Source organism: Desulfobacterales bacterium (genome assembly GCA_028704555.1).
Lineage (GTDB): Bacteria > Desulfobacterota > Desulfobacteria > Desulfobacterales > JAQWFD01 > JAQWFD01.
In genome coordinates, this window is sequence record JAQWFD010000042.1 from 1 (window position 1) to 21,073 (window position 21,073).

The following is a 21,073-nucleotide window of genomic DNA, read 5'->3' on the forward strand; positions in this document are numbered from 1 at the left end:
ACAGCGTTGCCGTCACCTGCGGCCCCCCGATCATGATCAAATTCGTACTCCAGGGTCTGAAGGAAATGGGTTTTGCCGACAACCAGATTCTGACCACCCTTGAAAAACGGATGAAATGCGGCATCGGCATCTGCGGCCGCTGCAATATCGGCAATAAATACGTCTGCGTTGACGGCCCGGCCTTTACCTATGATCAGTTGAAGGACATGCTCCCGGAACTTTAGGGCAGTTTGTAGTATCATATATGCGGACTGGCCAGCGGTTTATTGTTTGAACCCTGGATCGGCCGAAGCGGAAAAGTACAGAGTGAAATTCTTGAACGAACAGATTGTTTGGATAAAGATCAGAAATCAACGCGCTTATCTGTTACATAGACGATGCGCCTGAGAAAATTTGGCTAATATCAGTAAGTAATGTTTTAATGTTAATTTCGTAACCCTTAAAAGGAGTTTGCTATGGAACAGAACGTACACAATAATAAAATGGCTGATGTCGAATCCTGGGATGAAAAGTACTCCGATAACGATATTTTAAAAATGATTGATGAGCATAAGGATGCGGATGTGATTTGTGAGGCTGCCGGTTTTGATATCCGTTATCTTCGTTATCGAGTTCAACAGATATCCAGAAAACAACAAAAATTTGTGACAGTTGAAAACTTGTATAAAAAGGGATTCGCTCCGTCGGTCTCTCCGTTTGTGGATCCGAATATGTGGCATGTTTTGAATGAAGCCCGGTTTTGGGAACAAGTTGAGAGAGAAGGGCATCAGAAAAGAGTTTTGGGAGAAAAATTAGAGAAATAGACCGGTTGATTTCAGTTGGCTAAAATTTTAATTATTAAGCAATAAGTATCAAATAATATTGTGATAAATTTAAAATTTATTCAGAGTTGCTTTGGATTCTCTCTGAAAGGGCTGATACGCCTTCCGCAAAACATTCAGATATGCGGAAGGCGATTTCATTCAGAATGCCCTCTAATTTATGAAAGTGTAGACTATGAGTCTTATTTGGCTTAATGGCCATGCCTTTGACGTATTTTTTGATGCATAGAAAATTACATTTTAAAGGCACTGCGATGATGGCATTTTTGCTATGAAGCCAAAAACGGGTAATTTTATTCAACTTAACGTTGCGGTCCTCATTTGGGGTGGGACTTCGATGTTTGCCAAAGGCATCCCGCTTCCTGTCGGGCATATCACATGCATCCGATCCATAGTCGCTGCTGTGATGTTGTTGTTGTTCCTGATAGCAGGCAGGACGCCAATAAAGCTCAAGTGCGCCGGACATTACGGAATTATGGCGGTACTGGGAATCCTTCTGGGGCTTCACTGGCTCACATTTTTCAAAGCACTGAAGATATCAACCGCGGCGGTGGCAATACTTTCCCTTCATACATATCCGGTTTTCACAGCACTCGTGGAGCCGTTTGTGTTTGGCGAAAAGCTTAAGAAAATTGACGTTGTTACCGCTCTGGTTATGTTTGCCGGTGTTCTGAGTATGACTCCGGAGATCAGTTTGTCCAACAGGACTACCCAGGCGATTTTGTTGGGTGTTGTCTCGGGCCTTTTTTTCATGGTACGTAATCTCATAACCCGCAAATATGTTCAGGCGTATTCGAGTTGCCAAATCATGTTCTGGGAAATACTGGTGACAGGAGCAATGCTTGTGCCGCTGCTTTTCCTGTCTGGAAAGGTAGTGTATTCATCACGAACAGTGGGCCTGCTGGTGTTACTCGGGACTATTTTCACCGCCTTTTCTCAAACACTGTTTTCCGCGAGTCTCAGAAATCTCAGCGCGAAGACCGTGAGCATATGTGCGACAGTCCTGCCTTTCTACGGGGCCTTTTTCGGTTACCTCATCTATGGAGAAACCGTGACGCCACGTACTGTAACCGGTGGCATAGTGATACTCACTTGCATTGTTTTTGAAATAATAAAGAGCGTGAGAGAGAAGGAGCATCGAACAAAATAAAAAAGTCGGGGTAATTTTTATCGTAGATGCACCATTTACCTGCGACTTTTTTAAAAAGACTAATGCAATGAAACGATTAAAAATAAACATGTCGTCCGTTTTTTTTATTGTTATTTTAATTAGTTGCGCTGCAGCGTCGGCAGCGGCATTTCAAATCCGGGAAATTCGTATTGCGGACAGCAGCGGCAATTGGGGGGCCCCAAATCCTTACCATCATTACCCGCGCGGCCCCGGTTACATTCGCATGAGCTGGGTTTTCGATACCCTGATTTGGAAGGGCCGGAACGGATATATACCCGCCATCGCTCAATCCTGGTCTTTTGATGCAGACAAGCAGGCCTTTACATTCAATCTGAATCCGAAAGCCAAGTGGCATGACGGCCGGCCCCTGATCTCGGAGGACGTGGTTTTCACATTGGCATATTTCAAGAAGCATCCGTATCACTGGATCAGCGTTGACAAGGTCAGCCGGGCCGAGGCTAAGGGGCTTCACACAGTGATTGTTTATCTTTCAAAACCCTATGCTCCGTTTCTGCCGGAAATCGGTGGCACCATGCCCGTTTTGCCAAAGCACATCTGGGAATTTGTTGAAAATCCGGAGATGTTCAACACCCCCCAAGCATTTATCGGCAGCGGGCCCTACCGGTTCCGGGATTTCAACAAGGCCCGGGGTACCTACCTGTACGAGGCGTTTGCGGATTATTACCAGGGACCTCCCAAGGCAGACCGGCTGATTTATGTCCGTTCGGGAAAGCCCCTTATCTCACTGGTCACAGGGGAAGTAGACATGGCTGCTATTCAGGCCGATATGGCTGAACCGCTCAGACAAAACGGCATGATCGTTATCAAGGATGAGCGGGGCTGGAACAGGAAGCTCATGATCAACCACAGGAAGCCCCCTTTCGATTCCAGACAATTTCGCCAGGCTCTGGCCTATGCGATCAATCAAAAAGAAATTATTGACAAAGCCCACAGGGGATTTGGCACACGGGCTTCCTATGGCCTGCTCAGCATCGATCACGAGATGTACAATCCCGATACCCCTGCCTACCCTTATGATACAGATAAAGCCGTAAAAATCATTGAATTTCTGGGATACCGGCGCAGTCCTCACGGTTTTTTTTCACAGAATGGTCGGCCTCTTACGGTCGAATTATTAGTTTCAAACAATATTATAGCCGGGCAGAGCGTAGCGGACCGGGATGGGGAGGTGATCCAAAAACAGTTGGAAGCAGTGGGCATTCGGGTGGATCTGGTCAACATGGAGCAGACAACCATGGACACTAAATTGAAGCAATGGAAATTCGACCTGGCTGTTTCCGGACACGGGGGTATATCCGGCGATCCGAGGATATTGAGCGAGATGATTTCTTCCCGGTACGGTGCCGGTTCCGTCAACAGCGCGCGTTACGATGAAAACACGGAATTGAACCGGTTGCTGGAGGAGCAGATGCGTGAAATGGATCCGGAAAAAAGGAAGGCCATCGTCTTCAAAATTCAGGAACTATACGCTTGGGATTTACCGGCGATTTCCCTCTATTACCCGGAGTCCATGACCGCTTACGCTCCAGGCAAAGGAATCGAATGGTTCTATACAAAGGGTGGCATCGGCAAGGGTATCCCGATTGCCCAGAACAAAATATCCTTGATCAATTGATATGAGAAAAAGCTCTCATATACAGCTTGCAAGCGTATACCTTCTGGCCGGCCTGGTCATGACCTATGCCAGTTACCAGGTGCCCGCATACCTCCCCGGAGATTTTGTCACGGCCATGTATTCCAGTTCCAACGTGACCCTGACCGCCGATCAGGAAATACGGCTCCGGGCTTTCCATACCCGTGAGGAGGGGTTTAAAAGCTATCTTTTGAATCTCTTCCGCCTGAACTGGGGGTATTCCCATGCTTTTTTGGCGCCGGTCTCGGACCTGATTCTGGAAGCCCTCCCCTGGACCCTTCTGCTTTTGGGCAGCGCGCATTTGATCTCAATGTTCCTCGGCTTCATGGCCGGGGTGGAGGTCGCCTGGCGTCGAGGCGGTTTCCTGGAAAAAATCGGGGTGGGGTGTATGACCGTTTTGGAAGGAATACCCGAAATAGGAACCGGTGTCGTGCTGCTTCTGGTTTTTGTCCTTTACCTGGGATGGTTCCCGGCATCCGGGGCTGAAACCGCTTATGCGATTCATACTCCCCTGGAGCAGGTAGGGGACGTGGCACACCATCTCATCTTACCGCTTTTCACCCTTGTCCTGTCCTATTTCCCCGGCAACTTTCTTCTCACCCGCGCAAGTATGGCCATGGTACTCAAAGAGCAGTTCATACAAACCGCCCGGGCCAAAGGGCTTCCTCCGTCCCGAATTCGGTATGCACACGCTGCGCGAAATGCCCTGCTTCCGCTGGTCACGCGGTTTGGATTGCGAATTGCCTTTATGGTTACCGGGGCCCTGGTCGTAGAAACTATCTACGCCTATCCGGGACTGGGCACGCTCATGTTTAATGCGATTGCCGTGCGGGATTTGCCGCTGATCCAGGGCATTGTCCTTTTTTCCTCACTCACGATTCTTTTCATCAATCTGTTGCTTGAATATGTTTACGGCTGGTTGGACCCGCGGGTGAAAGATGCATATTAACGGTTGTCATAAACTGACTCGAGATTTCTGGTTTATATCGGGCATGGGACTGGGCCTTTTTTTGCTGTTTTTGATCCTGTTGGGCCCGCTCCTGGTTCCTCACGCTCCTTACGACACGTCCTTCCAGCCCTTCAGCCCGCCGTCGGCCGAGCACTGGCTGGGCGTCAACGACGGCGGGATGGATATCTTTTCAGAACTTCTTTACGGCCTGCGCAATACAGCAGACTTCGGCTTTCTGACCGGATTTGTTTCTCTTGTGCTGGGTGTGGCTTTCGGATTGGCCGCGGCCTGGTTCGGTGGATTGACGGATCAGATAATAATGCGAGTCGCCGATATTCTGCTGGCCATTCCCGCCGTGATGATCCTTATTATGACCGCTGCACTGTTTCGGCCATCGCCGATGACTCTGGCCCTGATTCTATCGATCATGCTATGGCCCACCACAGCCCGGGGCATTCGTTCCCAGGCCCTGGTAGTGAAGAATCGTCTTTACGTTCATGCGGTCAGGCAGATGGGTGCTTCCGGTGGGTATGTTGTCCTGAAACACCTGCTACCGGAGCTGTTTCCTCTTTATATTATCGGGTTTGCCGCCAAAACCCGCATGGCCATGTTCATGGAGGCCTCCCTGTCATTTCTGGGGTTGTTCGATCCGAGTCGAAAATCCCTCGGAAATATGATCAGCTATGCCCTCAAATATTATTATCTGGATATCTGGTGGAACTGGCTGCTTCCGCCTATTTTTCTTTTGACCCTGTTGATCCTGGCAGTAACCTTCCTGGCGGTCAGTCTGGAAAAGGTGTTTGATCCAAGATTGAAGGAGAGGTTTTGACACTTAGCATTGATCATTTGACCGTAACCTACCGGAACGGAGATAATGCGTTGCTGGCTCTGGATCGATTCAGCCTTTCGATGGCGCCTGGCCGAATCATGGCGCTGGTGGGTGAATCCGGTTCAGGGAAAACCACTCTGGCCAAGGCCATGATGGGACTTTTACCGGGTAATGCTGAAATTTTCGGAAGCGTGGCGCTTGGTAAAACCGAACTCATCGGCCTGGATGAAAAGAGCCTAAACAAGATCCGATGGGTACGGGTGGCTATGGTTTTTCAGAACGGGGCCATCAACCTCAATCCGCTCCACCACATTATTGACCAGGTGGCCGAACCTTTGATCCGGCACGGGCGTGGCAATAAAATCGAGGCAAGGCATCGATCCGAAAAAATACTGAAACAGATGGGACTCCGGCCGGAACATTCCCTGCGTTTTCCTCATGAATTAAGCGGTGGAGAGATTCAGCGGGTGCTTCTGGCCATGGCCTTGATCATGGATCCGGAAATTCTGATTTTAGACGAACCTACCTCGGCCCTGGACCCGGCGACCAAGGCGTTTGTGGCCCATGTGATTCGAGGTGTTCGCAACCAGGGCGTATCAGTCCTGCTCATCACCCATGATCTCGATCTGGTTGAAAAATTGGCAGACGATCTGGCCGTGCTTTATTTGGGACAGATCATGGAAATCATGCCGGCAAGGGATTTATTTCTGCATCCATTGCATCCTTATACATGGGCGCTGGGCCGGTCTTATCCCGGAATGGCGTCTTTGCGTGATCTTGGGGGCATTCGCGGAGACGCTTTTTATCGCATCAGGCATGAACACCTCCAGGCAGCTGACACGGCGGGGCCTCACACTCATGTGGTGGGTCCCGGATTGTTTCATGAAGACCATCACCCGCCGCCAGTCGGCTGTCTGTTTCAGCGGCGGTGTACCCAGGCTGTGAAAGACTGTCTCCTTAAGGATGTGCAGATGATCAATGTGGGAGGTCATCAGGTTCGCTGCTTGCGTGGCGGCATAGCGAACCGGATCGAACTCGAAGATGTGAGCAAGCGATACGGAAAGCTCACAGCCCTTTATCCAACCCGCTTGGCCCTGCACGCGGGAGAAGTCTTCTGCCTTGTGGGAGAAACCGGATCCGGTAAGTCCACCCTGGCCATGATTGCCGCTGGCGTGTTGCCTGCTGACCAGGGACGCCGGTTTTTTGACGGCAGGAATATGCACGAATGCAAGCGTCGGAGCTGTCAGGCTTCGGTCGAAAGGATCGGAGTGATTTATCAAAATCCGTTGGAAGCGGTCAGTCATCGCTTGACGGCTTTCGATATTGTGGCTGAACCCCTTCGGATTCAAGGGGTTGGAAAGGACCTGGAGCAAGTTCGTAAGCGTGTCAAACAGGCACTGACCGATGTGAGGCTTCCCACGGAACCGGCGTTTTTTAAGCGACACCCTCACGAGCTCAACATGGGAGCCGTTCAGCGGCTTTGTATCGCCCGCGCCCTGATATCAGAGCCCTTGTTGCTGGTAGCGGACGAGCCGACCAGTTGCCTGGACCCGAGTGTTCAGGCCAAGGTTCTCAAACTTCTTCTGAATTTGCAAATTGAAAAGGGGCTGACTATGCTGTTTGTGACTCACGACATTGGGGTGGCCCGAAAGATAGGAGACCGGGTCGGGGTCATGACAGCCGGGACAATGGTTGAAATCGGCCCATCTGCCCGGGTTCTGGGCAGCCCTCTTCATCCGTATACAAAATTTCTGATCCAGAGCGCCGGAAGGGAAACCGAAGGCTTTGCAGCCGGTATTCCGGCCCCGCATACAGCCGGCTGTCCCTTTGCTCCACGCTGCAATCGCGCCGGGGCGCCATGTTTTTCAGAATTACCGCCTTTAATCAATCTTGATGGGGGATGTCATATGGTGAGGTGCTTTAACCCGTAACTGTCCGTAAATACTTATGGCCTTGCGTTTGAGATCGGGTAACCACACACTTTCGACGGAAAGTCTCAAATCTCGGGTTCACAGCACTGCGGAATGAAATCCGACGAGGTAATACAAAGTTTTAGAATTTTTTAATCCAGAATCATAACACATTGGTATAATATGAGGTTTACAATATGTGCCGCATTTTGAAAAATGGCGCTGTAATAAAACTTATCTTATGCTTACGCAAAGCCAGTTAAACGTTTTAAACACTTATTTGCGTGATAACTATGTTTGTTTTTTTGTTTGATTGGATCAGAAAGGGCTTTATACAGTTGCACTTTAAATGCAATAATATTGTGCGGCGAATTGCAAATTCGTGTTGAGTGCTATTCGGACTATTGGGGCAGGACCCCTCCCTGCGGATGTGGCCTGGCGACCGCAGGATCGAGATCAAGAAAAGCGTTGCCAGATGGTTGGCATCGGGATTTCGTTATTTTAAAATCACCAGGTATGACGGGGATTTTTATATTATCCGCCATGAAATTGAATTCTGGAAGTGCGAACTGACCTTTTATCGATCCATGACCTCTTCGGTTGCCGATATCGAAAAAAGGAAATGTTCTGCCAATAAATCGAAGCATGGGATCTGATTTTGTCCCCTTCTTCCGAACCCAGTTTTTTTAAAGGAATTTTATATCACTATGAAAACGCTTATGATCGATCCTAGAATTTCCGGAATGGCCGGAGATATGATGGTTGCCGCGCTGATAGACCTGACCGGCAGTGACGTGCTTGTAGACGAATTATGCAGGGCGATTCGACAGCTGCCGGCCTGCCGGAGTTTTGAAGTCGGGATTCAGCAGGTTCAGTCCGGCGGTATCGGCGCCCGACAACTCAATATCCATATTGACGAAGAACGGCTCGGTCATCCGGAGGACATCTTCAAGGCGATAAATTTCGTGGCCCGGGAAGTCGGATTGTCCGAAAGGGGCCGGCAGCTGACCGTCTCTATTGCAGATGATTTGATTGAAGCCGAAACCCGGGTGCACCAAAGCCGGCATGTGCATCTACACGAGGTGGGGTCGCTGGACACCGTGTTTGATGTAGCGGGAAGCGTCCTGATTCTGGAGAAAAATGGGTTTCTGGACGGACGGATTTACGGCATTCCTCCGAAACTGGGCAATGGCGTAATTTCCATGGCGCACGGGAATATTCCGTCGCCTGCGCCCGCCACTCTGGATATTCTGTGTCGACATCGGCTGCCGTTCAGTGAATCCCGTGAAGACCTGGAGTTGACCACCCCAACCGGGGCGGCCATACTGGCCAATGTCGCCCATGAAATCATGGACGGGTACCCGGCCATGACGCCGATTCGTACTGGATACGGGGCCGGGCTGAAGCAACTTCCCCACGGGCCCAACGTGCTGCGCCTTGTGGAAGGGAGTACCCGGTCGTTGGATCAGGATCGGGTGTTGATGCTTCAGACCAATATTGATGATGCCTCGGGTGAAATTCTGGGTTATACTCTGATCCGGCTGCTTGAAGAAGGTGCCGTTGATGCCTGGATCGAAAATGCAATCGGTAAGAAGAACAGGCCGGTGCATATACTTTCCGTATTGTGCCGTTATGCCGATTACCCGCGACTTTCCCAGGTGGTCATGGACCAGACCGGCACTTTGGGGCTTCGGGTCATGGAGGCCGCAAGAGTTAAGGCGCAAAGGGAGGAAATCGTCCGGGACGTTCAAATCGCGGGCCAGTCGCATGAAGTTCGAATCAAAGTATCAAAATCCGGCGAACGACTGATTCATACCAAACCGGAATTTGAGTGTATCCGCGTTATTGCCGAGCAACACGGATTGCCCCTTCGACAAGTGGCGGAAGAGGTCAAGCGACAAATTGGGGATAGTGAAGGGCATTTTTGAAAGTAACTGATTTGCCGGGTCAGTCGTCATGACTCAACAATTTTTTTATCGGGTTGTCCAGCGCATGATCCATTCCAGTGGACCTCTGGTAAAATGTTTTTTCCAGATAAATGCGAACAGAACCGCCACGGAATAAAATAGTGCTGTATTCCGTACAGCGATTGACAGATCTTCATATTCTCCCGTGACTTCAAAAACATAAACCATGGAGGTTCCGATCGCGATATGGACGATATACAGGGTTAATGAAAGCTGACCCGCATCAGCAAAGGGTTTGATCCATTTTAATATGAAAGGATGATCGGTTAACATGATGCTGAGAACGATCATCACCAGAGAAGCCGCGCCGGCTGACAGCATATAAAATGGCGTAGCCGGCATCGGGTTTGTCCCTAACAGCGTCATCAGGATACCGCCCTTGGCGGCAGGCACGTAATTGGATATAAAGTAAATGGCTGCCCGGGATAAACTTTCGGTCGAAATGTAAACGATGGCGCCGATTGTCAGAATATTTTTCCGGAAAACCGGGTCGTAGATATTCTGCCTGCCGAGCCATAAGCCCAATATCAGAAACGCTGTCCATGGAAAAACCGGATGGTATCCGTTGAAAAACAGGTTTTTCAGCCCCGTTTCCGGATGCCATGATCCGGCCGCATCGATCAAGGCCCATCCCATATCCGGTTCATATTCCATTGCGAGCATCATCATCAGAGAAATGCTTATGAATCCGGTGATCAGTGCCCACAGAAAACGGTCGGTTGCTCTCAGTAAACAGGCCCCCACAGCGATATATACCCCGTAAAAATGTAAAATATCCGCATTCCACATCAGGGTGAAGCATAATCCGGTCAAAAATAGAAATGCAGCCCGTTTCAGCAAAACTGTACGATGCCGGCCAAGGGCGTCACCGTTATCTGTCAGGCGGGCTTGTCGTGATAGCAGTGACATGCCGACCCCGGCCAATATAACAAATGTGGCGGCTGCCCGTCCGTTCAAAATATTCATCAGAAATTTTGACAATGCAGAGGAATGCTTGAAATCGGCCATGATATACGTGAAGTTGATCAACGTCATTCCGAAGAGGGCAAAGGAGCGGGCAATGTCATAGCCTGCTATCCGTACATTCATGTCCGGTATGGATTGCGGATGGCAAGTGTCAAAATGGATGGGTGTGATCGTCATATGTGTGTACCGGGGGTACCTTATGACCCATTTGTTATGTCAGGGATTACTGATCCTTTATGAAATTTCGTGTGACTGAAATTGACAGGAAGTCTCTGGGGGTGCTGCAAGATACAGGCCATGTTTTAATGACTTAATTTCAAATAAAATCAATAGGATAAAATCCGAAAAAAACGGACCCCCCCGGCCGGTTCTGAAACGTTCCGGATTTTGCTTGCCGGACAGTTCTGTTTGGAGTCAAATAATGCCGAACAGCCAGATATGACAGGGTATATCGATACCGGAATTTATAATTCCGGTTTTTTAAAATTCAGCCTGACAGTGTCTTTTTTTGAATTTCGGATCAAATTTGACTTGAAATTATTACAGGCTTGGTTCAAATTGAAAATTAAACAGACCGTAAGGGGACTGCCACTGAACCCGTACCATTGAAACGGTATAATCGTAAGGGGGAAAACCCTGAGCATAGAGTTGGTATATATTACCTTCGGTAGCCGGGAAGATGCGCGAGCCGTAGGAAAAGAGCTGGTTCTTTCAGGCCTGGCTGCCTGTATTAATATTTTTGATCACATGAATTCCATGTATGTGTGGCAGGGTGAGCTTCAGGACGATACGGAGGCTGTACTGATTGCCAAAACTACGGACGAACGGGTGCCGGAACTGATTGAAAAAGTGAAGCGCCTGCACAGTTACGATTGCCCCTGCATTGTCAGCCTGACTGTTTCAAGTGGAAATGGGCCGTTTTTGGAGTGGATCGCCGGTCAGGTTGGTTTGGCATCGGAAATATAAGCTACTGGCGGGGGCCGTCACCTTTGGTTCGGTTATGTTTGATGCGCGGGTAAAAAGTCGGAATTGAGACGGCGTCATGGTTGGCAACCGGAAGCTGTGGATCACATGATAACCGAAACATAATTTATTCAAAAAAAGTCAGTGATGTCCGGTTAGGTTTTTGCATGTGCGAATAATTTTTCGTGTTCTTTGAAAATTTTATCATCAATCTGTGAATGCGTGCCGTACAATTCATTACGAATTGTGGCACGAAGTTCCCGTACTCTTTTAATGGAGACCGGCTCGTTGAATTTTGTCCGGCAGTATATAGCCATCAGCAGGTATGTGATCAATCCACCAAGAATTTGTACCATTAAACCGTATTCGCTTTGAGCAATCAGATGATATACCTTCAGATGCTTTTTCCACCATTTGAAAAACGTTTCGATTTTCCATCTGAGTTTATATGCTGTGGCAATTTGTTCAGCTGTAAGATCATGCCGATCAGTAGCAATAAAATATTTAACGCCTTCGACTTTGTAACCGACAACCCGAACGGATTTTTCAGATTGGTTTCTTCCCGGGGTTCCCAGAAGAACCACTGAGTCATAAAAGACATAGCTGTCTGGATCGACAGGATTTTGCTTTACGACAGTTCGTGTTGTCTTAATTTTGATTCTGCAAATAAAATGTTTGCCATCTTGCTGAAGAAGATCAAAATCCTTATGACTTTGGTATCCGCGATCCATAACGCCGGTTTGGCCCGGGGAAAGAATTCGGCCGACAAAGGGACGTTCCGCACCCTTGCCGTTCGTGAGATAAACTTTGTTAGGAACGCCTCGATTGATATCAAATCCAAAATGCCCTTTGGCTTTTTTTGAGCCTTTTCGGTAATCGGCCCAATACATGGACAAAACAGCATCAATTAATGAACCATCGATGGCGACAAGATCACCAAGATCTTCAAAGTTTTTAGGCAAAACACCATGGGCTTGTTTATAGAGTTGTTCAAAAACAAATTGCAGCTGTTCAAGACCGCGGGAGTTTAAGATTTCGAAAAAACTGCTTTTACCGATACCGTTTTCAGGGGCAATGTGCTGTTTGGCAAATTCATCTTCAGCAAAGTCCTGGATAAGATGACGCCCAGATTCATGCTCCTGTAAATGGAAATATATAATAGCTTTCAACTGATCTTCGAAGTTCATTTTTAACGGTCGATTCCCTTTGGATAAAAGCTCTGGAGTATCAGGTAATACTTTTAGTATCGGCAAAATAAACGAATAAAAGGTTTTAGAATCAATTTTTTTCTTGGGTATTTCTATTGGGCACAAAATATATATATCTCCTTGTTATTATTATTTATTCTAACAAGGAGGTGCGAAAAATTTTTTACCCTGTATGTCAAGAAAAAAAACGATTTAGATGATAATTTTTTCCAACACGTTACATGCAAAAACCTAACCGGACACTACTGAAAAAAAGTATCTGGTGCGGCCGGCCATATTTCAAACTGAATATGAAAATATCCGGTTAAAAAATCTGTTCTGCTGAAACATTTGTTCCCGAGTTATCCTGACAGCACTTTACAAAAAATAATAAAATTGATAAGAGAAATATATTATATCAATGCAGGCCGGGATCAGAAATAAAATATTACAGGGGCCATATACTAAAGTTTGTATAACGCAAATTCGGAGAATTGACATGAAAATTGAACTGGCTTCTTCAATGGATGAAAAGCCGATCAAAGCTTTGCTCCATGAAAGCAGACTGGTGTACGAGGATATCACGCCTTCTTTGTTGAAAAATTTTTTAGTGATGAAAGATGACTCAGCACTTGTGGGGGTTGTTGGCCTGGAGGTCCAAAGCAGATTTGCTTTGCTCAGATCTCTGGCGGTTAACCCGAAATTCCGTTCCAGGGGATATGCGGCAAGGTTACTCGAGGCTGCTGAACGTTACTCGGAATACCTGGGTGTCGTAACCCTGTTCATGGTCACTACAGCTGCGCATGGATTTTTCTTCAATCATGGGTTCAAAAGCGAGGATCGAATGACGGCGGCCTCTCTGCTGCATCTGGTTGAGCATTTTCAGCGGCTGTGTCCTCCCCCCTCCCTGTGTCTGATAAAAGAACTCGAGGAGGAACATTTTTAAGTTCCGAATGCGGTGATGTTAACTGGGTTTTCATTCTCACGGCCTCAAGAAACAGAGGGCCGGTGATATTATCATTCCTGATTTCCGACCGTTTTGTTTGTCTTTTTCCCCCTCCACCCCCCTTTTTTAAAATTCTTCGGTATTTCGGTTAGGGCATATATCGCCGTTTTTCCTCAGCCGGGAGGTGATCCGCCAGGTCTGAATCCGGCCTTACTATCATCTCATCCAGTCAAACGCACCCTGGCTGATTTAATTCATTCGGGCTGACAAATATAAAGTCAATTCCGGAAATTCGTGATCCGTCTCCTGTGAAAATCAGAAAGGGGTTGCAGCGTTTTTCACTCCTGTTGCCATTCATCAGCGCCGCTTCCGGATATCACAAGCGCCGCGGGTTCAAAAATCCACGGCGGTTATGATATCCGGGGACTGTATTCTACCGAATTTTTGATGACTCGTTGCCAAACAGGGATTTTTTTGATAATAGCCGGTAATCATTAACCAGTCAATTGAAAGGAGTGCAGATAATATGGGCAGGAAAAGCCGTGGTAAAATAATAAAACAGCAGCGGGAGCTGGAAGAGGAGAAACGAAATCCCATGCGCCGGGATATGCGTTTGTTCCTGAAAAAGAAAAATGTCAAAATAGAAAACGCGCAGGGGATGCTGTGTCTGGTGTCGGTGATGGTTGATTTTATGATACACAATTCCATCCGGACATTTCTGAAACTGCCGGGCATTTCTCCTGAGGAGGATCAGGCCGACAAAAACCGTATGAGCATTCTGGGAAAAGCTCTGGAATATGAAGCCGCCCATTTGAAGATTGAAATGGAAGACATCGTTAAGAATTTGGTCTATCCCCTGACCGCAAAAACAGAACTTGTCTATCCGATCATGAATAAAATACTCGGAGGGCTTGATGCCATGGCCTTGTCTGATGATTTCCGGCAGACCACAGAAAATCAGATTGAAAATCCTGATTTATGGAAAGACAGCCTGGAAGATTATGCGGAGCGGACAGAAGATTATTTTCAGGCACTGAAGGAACTTTTTATCCTCACGATTATAATCATCCGCTCCAGCCTTGATGCGAATCAATCGGAAAATTCATATGATAAGAATTATGATGATATCAGAGATACGTATCGTATTTTACCGGCGGATTTTTTAAAGCTCAGGCGCCGGGCAACCGAGTTTTTTAAAATTGCATTTGCCTCCTATCTCAGGATAGAGTTTCAGCCGCTGAGGGATCAACTCGATAAACAGCTTGTCGAGCCAGCTGTCGGTTAACCATTGTCGCATGCTCAAGCCGTATGATCAGCCGATTTGCCGCCTGGCGTTCATCTTTGCCCATTGTGGGGAGAAGCCGGACCGGGGCTGTCATGTCTACAGTATTTCAGCCGTAGTTATATCGATTGACGGAACCCGTAAAAATTTCAGTTCTCTGGTCCGGTATGATGGCCTGACGTCCCGGGAACGCTGTCATTCCAATATTTCAAGGGAGATGCTGGCCGGCGCCCCTGATGCGGGCGATGTGTCAGATCGGATCAGACAGTTTCTGAAACCCGAGGATGTTGTCTTTGTGCTGGACGATTCAGATCATATCCGGCACATATCATCCTTCTGCAACCTGACCCGGTTTATCGACCTGGGATTTGCCGCGGAATATTTGTTTCCCCATCTTCCGTCCCATTCAATAAAAAGCCTGTGGGGATTTCTGAATCGGAAAAAAAAAGATAGGATAAGTTTTTCGTCTGATGAAATCGTCGAATTGGCCGTCTCTCTCGTAGAAAATATTTGCAGCACCCGGCTCAATGACACGCAGATTCCTTATGCCGCTGTCATCCGGTATTTTCTGAAAAAAAGCGATACGCTTTTCGGAAGGGCATTTACCCATATTGCCCAAAATTATACATGCTATTTTGGCGGCTTGTTTGATGCATGCAGCGCTGTTGATACCGGAAACTGGAAACAGTTTCTTGAGAAAAATGGATACCGGCCGTCCCGGGATGCGGACCCGAAGGATTTCATTCCTGTTTCCCTGGAACATCTTGAGGCGCTGTACCGTGGAATGGCCGATTCCGGCAAGGGCTATACCTGCAGATCCGAACAGATTCGCTATGCCGGTCATGTGGCCCGCGCGTTAAACGATAGCGCCGTGTTGACCATTGAAGCCGGTACCGGTACCGGAAAAACCCAGGGCTATCTGATCCCGGTTCTGGAATTTCTCTACCGCAACAAGAATGCCCGGGTGGTTATCTCTACGTACACCAAGAGCCTCCAGGAGCAGATTTATCAGCGGGAGCTGACGGTTGCTTTTGATGTGTTCAAACATTACAGAGACATCCCTTTTTCGCTGTTAAAAGGAAAGTCCAGCTATATCTGCGCGGTCAAGCTGGATAACCTTTATGAGGAAACGCTGAGCGGACCCGGTTTGCTGGCGTGGTTGTATTTTTTGATGCGGGTGCTGGATTTTCGCAACTGCGATTCGGATTCCATCGGACTGAAAGTGGCGGATTATCTTGGGGGGCCTGTCAATTTTTATCAGATGCTTCACGAAATATCGGCTAAAACCGGGTGCCATTCCGGGCACCAGAGATGTCCTGCCCAGATTGTAACCATCGAAGCATCCGCAGCCCGTTTGATCATCACCAATCATCATAAACTGGCGCTGCTGGATCAGGATCCAAGACTGGCGGGGTTGTTCAGGAATTATGTGGTGGATGAAGCCAACCATTTTGAGCATTCCGTTCGAAATGCTTTTGGTGAAGAAGTCCGGTCCTTTGATATTGCCGCTGTTGCCGATTATCTCGAGTCTGTTGCAGGAAGACTCCTCAAACGCGCTGCCGGCGATCCTGAAGCTTGCATCCGGATGGCCCTGAGCCGGATTCATGTTCTGAAGAATCAGATCAGTCAGCTGCGTGATGCGCTGAGTTCAATAAGCTCGAAATCCGGGGCAGGGGACATTCAACCGGTTCAGTACGATCATCCGGCATTTCAAAACGGCCATATCAAATATCATCTTCAACCGCTGGTTGAATCAGTCAGTGGCGTATGCGCGGGTTTCGACTGGCTTAAAGATGCAGCTGCCTGCAGGGGGGTTAAGCTTCAACGCAGAACCGCCGAGCGGATTAAAACATCGGTTGCTCAGTTGTCAGAATACGGTGAATCATTGAAACTGATCGAAACCATTTCCGCCAGCCAGCATCATGTGGCGGCATTTCAGTGCTTTCGGAATCACTGGACGCTGATGGCCCATGAGGTGGAAGTATCGGACCTGATCCGGCGTTATATGTTTCAGCAAAAAGATGCAATTGTTTTCACTGCGGCAACCCTGACCTACAAGGGCCGGTTTGATACCTTCAGGGAAATTGCCGGAATGCTTCCGTCTCAGGACAAAGAGCCTGGCGAAGCGGATGCCAGAGAATTCCGGTTTGAAAAAATCCCCTCTTTATTTTCAAAAGACGCGATAGAAATCATCGTCCCCGATGAAGCGGTAACCGGAAGGTATGACAATAAAACAAACTGGACCCATTCTGTGGTGGCTCAGCTGCCGGAGCTGATCCGGAAAAACAGGGGACGGACACTGGTCCTGTTTTCCAGTTATGCGGATTTAATCGAAATTGTGTCGCGGGTGTCAGCCGCTGTCACCGAATCGATGTACCCGCTTTTGATTCAGCAAAAAGGGTGCCCCACCGTGAATCTGTGCGATGAATTCCGAACAGTGAAAGAAAGCGTTCTTTTCGGTGTGGATACCTTCTGGTACGGCGTTGATTTCAAAGGCGATACCCTGACGCAGGTGATCATCACCCGGATTCCCTACCCAACGCCATATGACCCGATTCAGATGGCCAGAAAGAAAATCCTGTCCCCGTCTTCGTACTGGAAACGGTATCATTATGATACCGGCATCAAATTAAAACAGGGGGTCGGTCGTTTGATCCGATCCGACACGGACAGGGGAAAGATTATTATCCTGGATACTCGGTTTAAAAAGCAGATGCTGGAAGATGGGTGAAAAAGAAATAGAAAAAAAGGACTGAGTGCTGAGGACCCGGGACTGAGTTAAAAAATGATGGCTGGTGGCAAAAAAGTAAGCAGTAGGCGGTAGGCAGGAAAAGCTGATATCCCTTAACTTTATCCACCAATTAATAACCCATAACAGATAACAATCAATTCGTAATCCACATGCAACTATATCTTGCCCCGATGCGGGGTTTCACCGATTCGGTGTATCGTAACGTATTTTCCCGATATTTTGACGGGATCGATCTGGCCATCGCACCGTTTATCAGCACGATGCGGGGGGATAAGATTAAACCGGTACATATCAGGGGGCTTTTGCCTGAACAGAACCAGTCCATGCCGCTTATCCCGCAGATTCTGAGCAACGATGCCGACGGATTTATCCGTCTGGCCGTTTATCTGTCGGATTTGGGTTATAAAACGTTGAACTGGAACCTGGGGTGTCCGCATTCCATGGTAGCCAATAAAAAAAGAGGTTCGGGACTGCTGCCGTTTCCGGTTCAGATTGACGCGTTTCTGGACCGGGTGATGCCTGCCATTCCCAACCGGCTTTCCATCAAGACACGGCTTGGCCGGTATGATGCAGATGAGATTTTTGAGCTGCTGCCCGTTTTTAACCGGTATCTCCTGGAAGAAATCATTATTCATCCGAGAACCGGTGTGCAGATGTATACGGGCAAGACCGATCTGGACCGCTTCGCCATGTGTCTGGAAATATCCGACCATCCTGTGGTGTATAACGGTGATATCTGTTCCCGGGACGATTTTGTCAGGCTTTCAGCGAGGTTTGGCCGGATAAGCAGATGGATGCTGGGAAGAGGGGTTCTGGCCGATCCTTTTCTGCCCGGAACCATCAAACGGGGTTCAGCGGTCTGCACCGACAGCATCGGGACGCTCAAACAGTTTCACGATGATCTGTTTGAGCAATACCGTGAGCTGTTGAGCGGCCCTTCACATGTTGTGCAGAGGATGAAAGGATTGTGGAGGTATATTGCCCAACCCTTTCCGGACAACGGGAAAGTGCTCAAAAAAATTTACAGAGCCAGAGACATCGACTCGTATCGGCAATGGGTGGAAGCCTTTTTTGAGAGCGCTTCGCTTGAGAAGTGCCGCTCCTCAAGCGTCAGCGCTCCTTAAGCGAAGCGATAGCGTTGGCGATCACCTGAATTGCGGTTCGGATTTCATCGGCCGTGGTCATTTTTCCGGTGCTGAATCTTACCGTTCCTTTGGCCCATTCCATGGGGATATTCATGGCTTTGAGCACATGGGAAATGTCCACCGTATCGGAATGACAGGCCGCACCCGGGGATGCCGCTATTTCCAGGCCTGTTTGTTCAAGAATACGGTTGGATTCAAGTCCTCGGAATGACACACTCAGCGTATTGGGCAGCCGATGGCGCGGATGACCATTGAACCTGATCTCGCTGATTTCTTTTTTTAGTCCTTCATACAGCATCTCCTGCATGGCCTGCATGTGGGCACGGTTCTGGTCCATATCCCGTTTTGCGATTTCGCAGGCTTTTCCGAGTCCTGCAATTTCCAGAACATTTTCGGTTCCCGGGCGCCGCCCCTTTTCCTGTCCGGCCCCGTGGATTAACGGCGCCGGCTCAACACCCTCCCGGATATACAATGCACCGATTCCCTTTGGCGCATAGAGCTTATGCCCGGCGATTGAGAGCAGGTCAACCCCCAGTTTCTGAACGTCAACCGGAATTTTTCCCATGGATTGAGCCGCATCGGTATGCATGATCACGTTTTTGCGCTTTGCGGCGCGGGCAATTTCTTCAACCGGCTCGATGGTTCCCACTTCGTTGTTCGCATGCATGAGGGTAATCAGAATCGTTTCCGGCCGGATGGCGTTTTCAACGTCAGACACACGGATCAGGCCATGGCCGTCTACCGGCAGACGCGTGATGGTAAATCCGTGAGATTCCAGGTAACTGCATACCTGAAGCACGGCAGGATGTTCGATCTGTGAGGTGATGATATGATTGCCCCGGTTGCGGTATGCCGATGCAATGCCTTTGATGGCAAAGTTGTTGGACTCGGTTCCGCCGCTGGTGAAAATAATTTCCTCCGGACGGCAATTGATGAGCGATGCGATCTGCCTTCGTGCATGAATTACCGCTTTCGCCGGGGCGATTCCGTACCAGTGACTGCTGGAAGGATTGCCGAATTCAGTTTCCAGAAAAGGCCGCATGGCATCAATCACTTCAGGATCATGCGGCGTTGTTCCATTGTAGTCCAGATAGATCGGTTTTTTCATGTTTCAATCTCCAAAAATTCAGTCGTGAGTCATGGACAGTCGTGAGTCGTGAGTCCTCAGTCCTTTTTTACTTTGCCCTTTGCCCTCTGTCATCTGTCCCTTCCTTCCCCCGAAAGTTGAAAGGATTTTACAAAACGGCTGTCGATCAAATGCTTGAGCAGGAGTGCCAGTTTTGATTTCCATACCCATGAGTTTCTGAAAAAGATGCCGGTGCCATCTCCCATATTCAATATCAGCATATAGGTTTTTTGAGGGGTAAACGGTTTATACGTTCCATGGGTGAGGGACGCAACAATATTATGAAACAGGATCGGGTTCTGCCGGACGGCATATACGCCGATTCCGGGAAGCGGCATTGAATTGAAACAGATGCAGTCTCCGCCTCCGAATATCTCCGGCCGGGTGATGCACTGCAGATAGTCGTTTACAAGAAGCCCGCCGTCATTTCCGACAGGAAGTCCTGAATCCCTGAAAAACGAGGACGGCCGGGTTCCGGTAGCCATGAAAACCATGTCAGCGGACAGAATGGAGCCGTCGGTAAGCTCGACGCTGTGGGCATGAATTTTTTTTAACCTGGCCTGCTCAATCACATGAATATGGCGGGCGGTCAATGAACCCAGGGCGTGATACCGAACCTTTTCGTTGAACCTGCCTAACAGGCGGCGGCCGGCAATCAGATGAATTGTCACATGAGTTGGGGCCCTGTTTGCCAGTCGTCGGATATTTGCCGATATTTCAACCCCGGCGGCCCCGCCGCCGGCAACGACGATATGAATGGGTTGGTTTTTTTTAAATCGGGTTTCGATTGCCTGACGGGCATCGATCAGCCGCTCGATGGGTTTTGCCGGGTATACATGATTTGACCCGTAAATGTCCCCTTCAACCGGAATATAACTGCCGGTATTGAACGATACAATATCGTAAGAAATAATTTTACCGGTATGGAGCATCAGATGCCGTTTGTCCGGATCGATCCTGATGACGCTGCCTTCTATAAACTGCCCGCCTCTGTCCTGAACCATCTTCATGGTATTGAACCGCGCCTGGCGCGGCTGATACCTCCCGGATAAAAGACCCGGCCCCATGCCCGAATAATAATGCCAGGGACCCGGATTGATGGCAGTGACCCGATGCCCCATACCGGTGATGGCCTGCAATCGTTTCAGCAGCGTCAGGTGCGCATGCCCCGTTCCAGCGATGACAAGGTGTTTTTTCAAAATAGCGCCTTTCAAACGGTTGACGGAAGTCAGAGGATAAGGGGTCAGGTCTTCGTTTGACCCTTATTCGATAAAAAGACAGATATCCAGCTACCCGGCCAACTGATCCCCGAATAACCAATGTCTCTTCTACCTGAATATTTTATCCCTGCAGCGCTGTTTTTTTCAATAGTCGATTTAAAATTTACGGAATATGCGTTATATAG

General features: G+C 48.5%; 16 protein-coding genes and 1 pseudogene. 13 read left to right on the forward strand and 4 right to left on the reverse strand.

The annotated features are described in order from the left end of the window. The 8 genes from PHQ97_13455 to larC all read left to right on the forward strand — a co-directional run. A partial coding sequence (locus PHQ97_13455) for a heterodisulfide reductase subunit F (protein ID MDD4393743.1) occupies nt 1-224 on the forward strand: 224 nt, incomplete at its 5' end. 258 nt (nt 225-482) lie between these two features. Continuing rightward, nucleotides 483-803: a hypothetical protein gene (locus PHQ97_13460; protein ID MDD4393744.1), complete on the forward strand. Its 321-nt coding sequence runs from the start codon at nt 483-485 to the stop codon at nt 801-803. A gap of 289 nt (nt 804-1,092) precedes the next feature. Then, complete coding sequence (locus tag PHQ97_13465) at nt 1,093-1,971, forward strand: DMT family transporter (GenBank protein MDD4393745.1); 879 nt, start codon at nt 1,093-1,095, stop codon at nt 1,969-1,971. A 244-nt stretch (nt 1,972-2,215) separates the two neighbouring features. Continuing rightward, nucleotides 2,216-3,628 carry an ABC transporter substrate-binding protein gene (locus tag PHQ97_13470; protein ID MDD4393746.1) on the forward strand — a complete coding sequence of 471 codons (1,413 nt, stop codon included), beginning with the start codon at nt 2,216-2,218 and terminating at the stop codon, nt 3,626-3,628. Nucleotide 3,629: 1 nt separating this feature from the next. After that, entirely contained in the window at nt 3,630-4,595 is a 966-nt protein-coding gene (locus PHQ97_13475) for an ABC transporter permease (protein MDD4393747.1), read from the forward strand. Further along, a complete protein-coding gene (locus tag PHQ97_13480; GenBank protein MDD4393748.1) occupies nt 4,585-5,424 on the forward strand; it encodes an ABC transporter permease in 840 nt (279 codons plus the stop codon). Before PHQ97_13475 ends, PHQ97_13480 begins: the two co-directional genes overlap by 11 nt. Further along, a complete protein-coding gene (locus PHQ97_13485) occupies nt 5,421-7,355 on the forward strand; it encodes an ABC transporter ATP-binding protein (GenBank protein ID MDD4393749.1) in 1,935 nt (644 codons plus the stop codon). Before PHQ97_13480 ends, PHQ97_13485 begins: the two co-directional genes overlap by 4 nt. A 686-nt stretch (nt 7,356-8,041) precedes the next feature. Next, complete coding sequence (larC, locus tag PHQ97_13490) at nt 8,042-9,262, forward strand: nickel pincer cofactor biosynthesis protein LarC (protein MDD4393750.1); 1,221 nt, start codon at nt 8,042-8,044, stop codon at nt 9,260-9,262. 45 nt (nt 9,263-9,307) lie between these two features. On the opposite strand, the gene PHQ97_13495 is transcribed toward larC, so the two are convergent. After that, nucleotides 9,308-10,444 carry a DUF418 domain-containing protein gene (locus PHQ97_13495; protein MDD4393751.1) on the reverse strand — a complete coding sequence of 379 codons (1,137 nt, stop codon included), beginning with the start codon at nt 10,442-10,444 and terminating at the stop codon, nt 9,308-9,310. A 471-nt stretch (nt 10,445-10,915) separates the two neighbouring features. On the opposite strand from PHQ97_13495, the gene PHQ97_13500 reads away from it, so the two are divergent. Continuing rightward, nucleotides 10,916-11,233: a divalent-cation tolerance protein CutA gene (locus PHQ97_13500; GenBank protein ID MDD4393752.1), complete on the forward strand. Its 318-nt coding sequence runs from the start codon at nt 10,916-10,918 to the stop codon at nt 11,231-11,233. A gap of 248 nt (nt 11,234-11,481) precedes the next feature. Here the strand turns inward: PHQ97_13500 and PHQ97_13505 are convergent. Then, nucleotides 11,482-12,450, reverse strand: a pseudogene (locus tag PHQ97_13505) (IS4 family transposase). 466 nt (nt 12,451-12,916) lie between these two features. Here PHQ97_13505 and PHQ97_13510 point away from each other — a divergent pair. The 4 genes from PHQ97_13510 (at nt 12,917) to PHQ97_13525 (ending at nt 18,521) form a co-directional block, all read left to right on the forward strand. Next, nucleotides 12,917-13,363 carry a GNAT family N-acetyltransferase gene (locus PHQ97_13510; GenBank protein MDD4393753.1) on the forward strand — a complete coding sequence of 149 codons (447 nt, stop codon included), beginning with the start codon at nt 12,917-12,919 and terminating at the stop codon, nt 13,361-13,363. Between the two features lie 526 nt (nt 13,364-13,889). Further along, a complete protein-coding gene (locus PHQ97_13515) occupies nt 13,890-14,648 on the forward strand; it encodes a hypothetical protein (protein MDD4393754.1) in 759 nt (252 codons plus the stop codon). Between the two features lie 10 nt (nt 14,649-14,658). Continuing rightward, nucleotides 14,659-17,376 (forward strand): helicase C-terminal domain-containing protein, encoded by a 2,718-nt coding sequence (locus tag PHQ97_13520; protein ID MDD4393755.1) that lies wholly within the window; start codon nt 14,659-14,661, stop codon nt 17,374-17,376. 191 nt (nt 17,377-17,567) lie between these two features. Then, nucleotides 17,568-18,521, forward strand: a complete 954-nt coding sequence (locus tag PHQ97_13525; GenBank protein ID MDD4393756.1) for a tRNA-dihydrouridine synthase family protein — start codon at nt 17,568-17,570, stop codon at nt 18,519-18,521. On the opposite strand, the gene PHQ97_13530 is transcribed toward PHQ97_13525, so the two are convergent. Continuing rightward, nucleotides 18,508-19,650, reverse strand: a complete 1,143-nt coding sequence (locus PHQ97_13530) for a cysteine desulfurase family protein (GenBank protein MDD4393757.1) — start codon at nt 19,648-19,650, stop codon at nt 18,508-18,510. The two genes, PHQ97_13525 and PHQ97_13530, sit on opposite strands and share 14 nt — an antisense overlap. Before the next feature lie 89 nt (nt 19,651-19,739). Continuing rightward, nucleotides 19,740-20,867: an FAD-dependent oxidoreductase gene (locus PHQ97_13535; protein MDD4393758.1), complete on the reverse strand. Its 1,128-nt coding sequence runs from the start codon at nt 20,865-20,867 to the stop codon at nt 19,740-19,742. Nucleotides 20,868-21,073 lie beyond the last annotated feature (206 nt).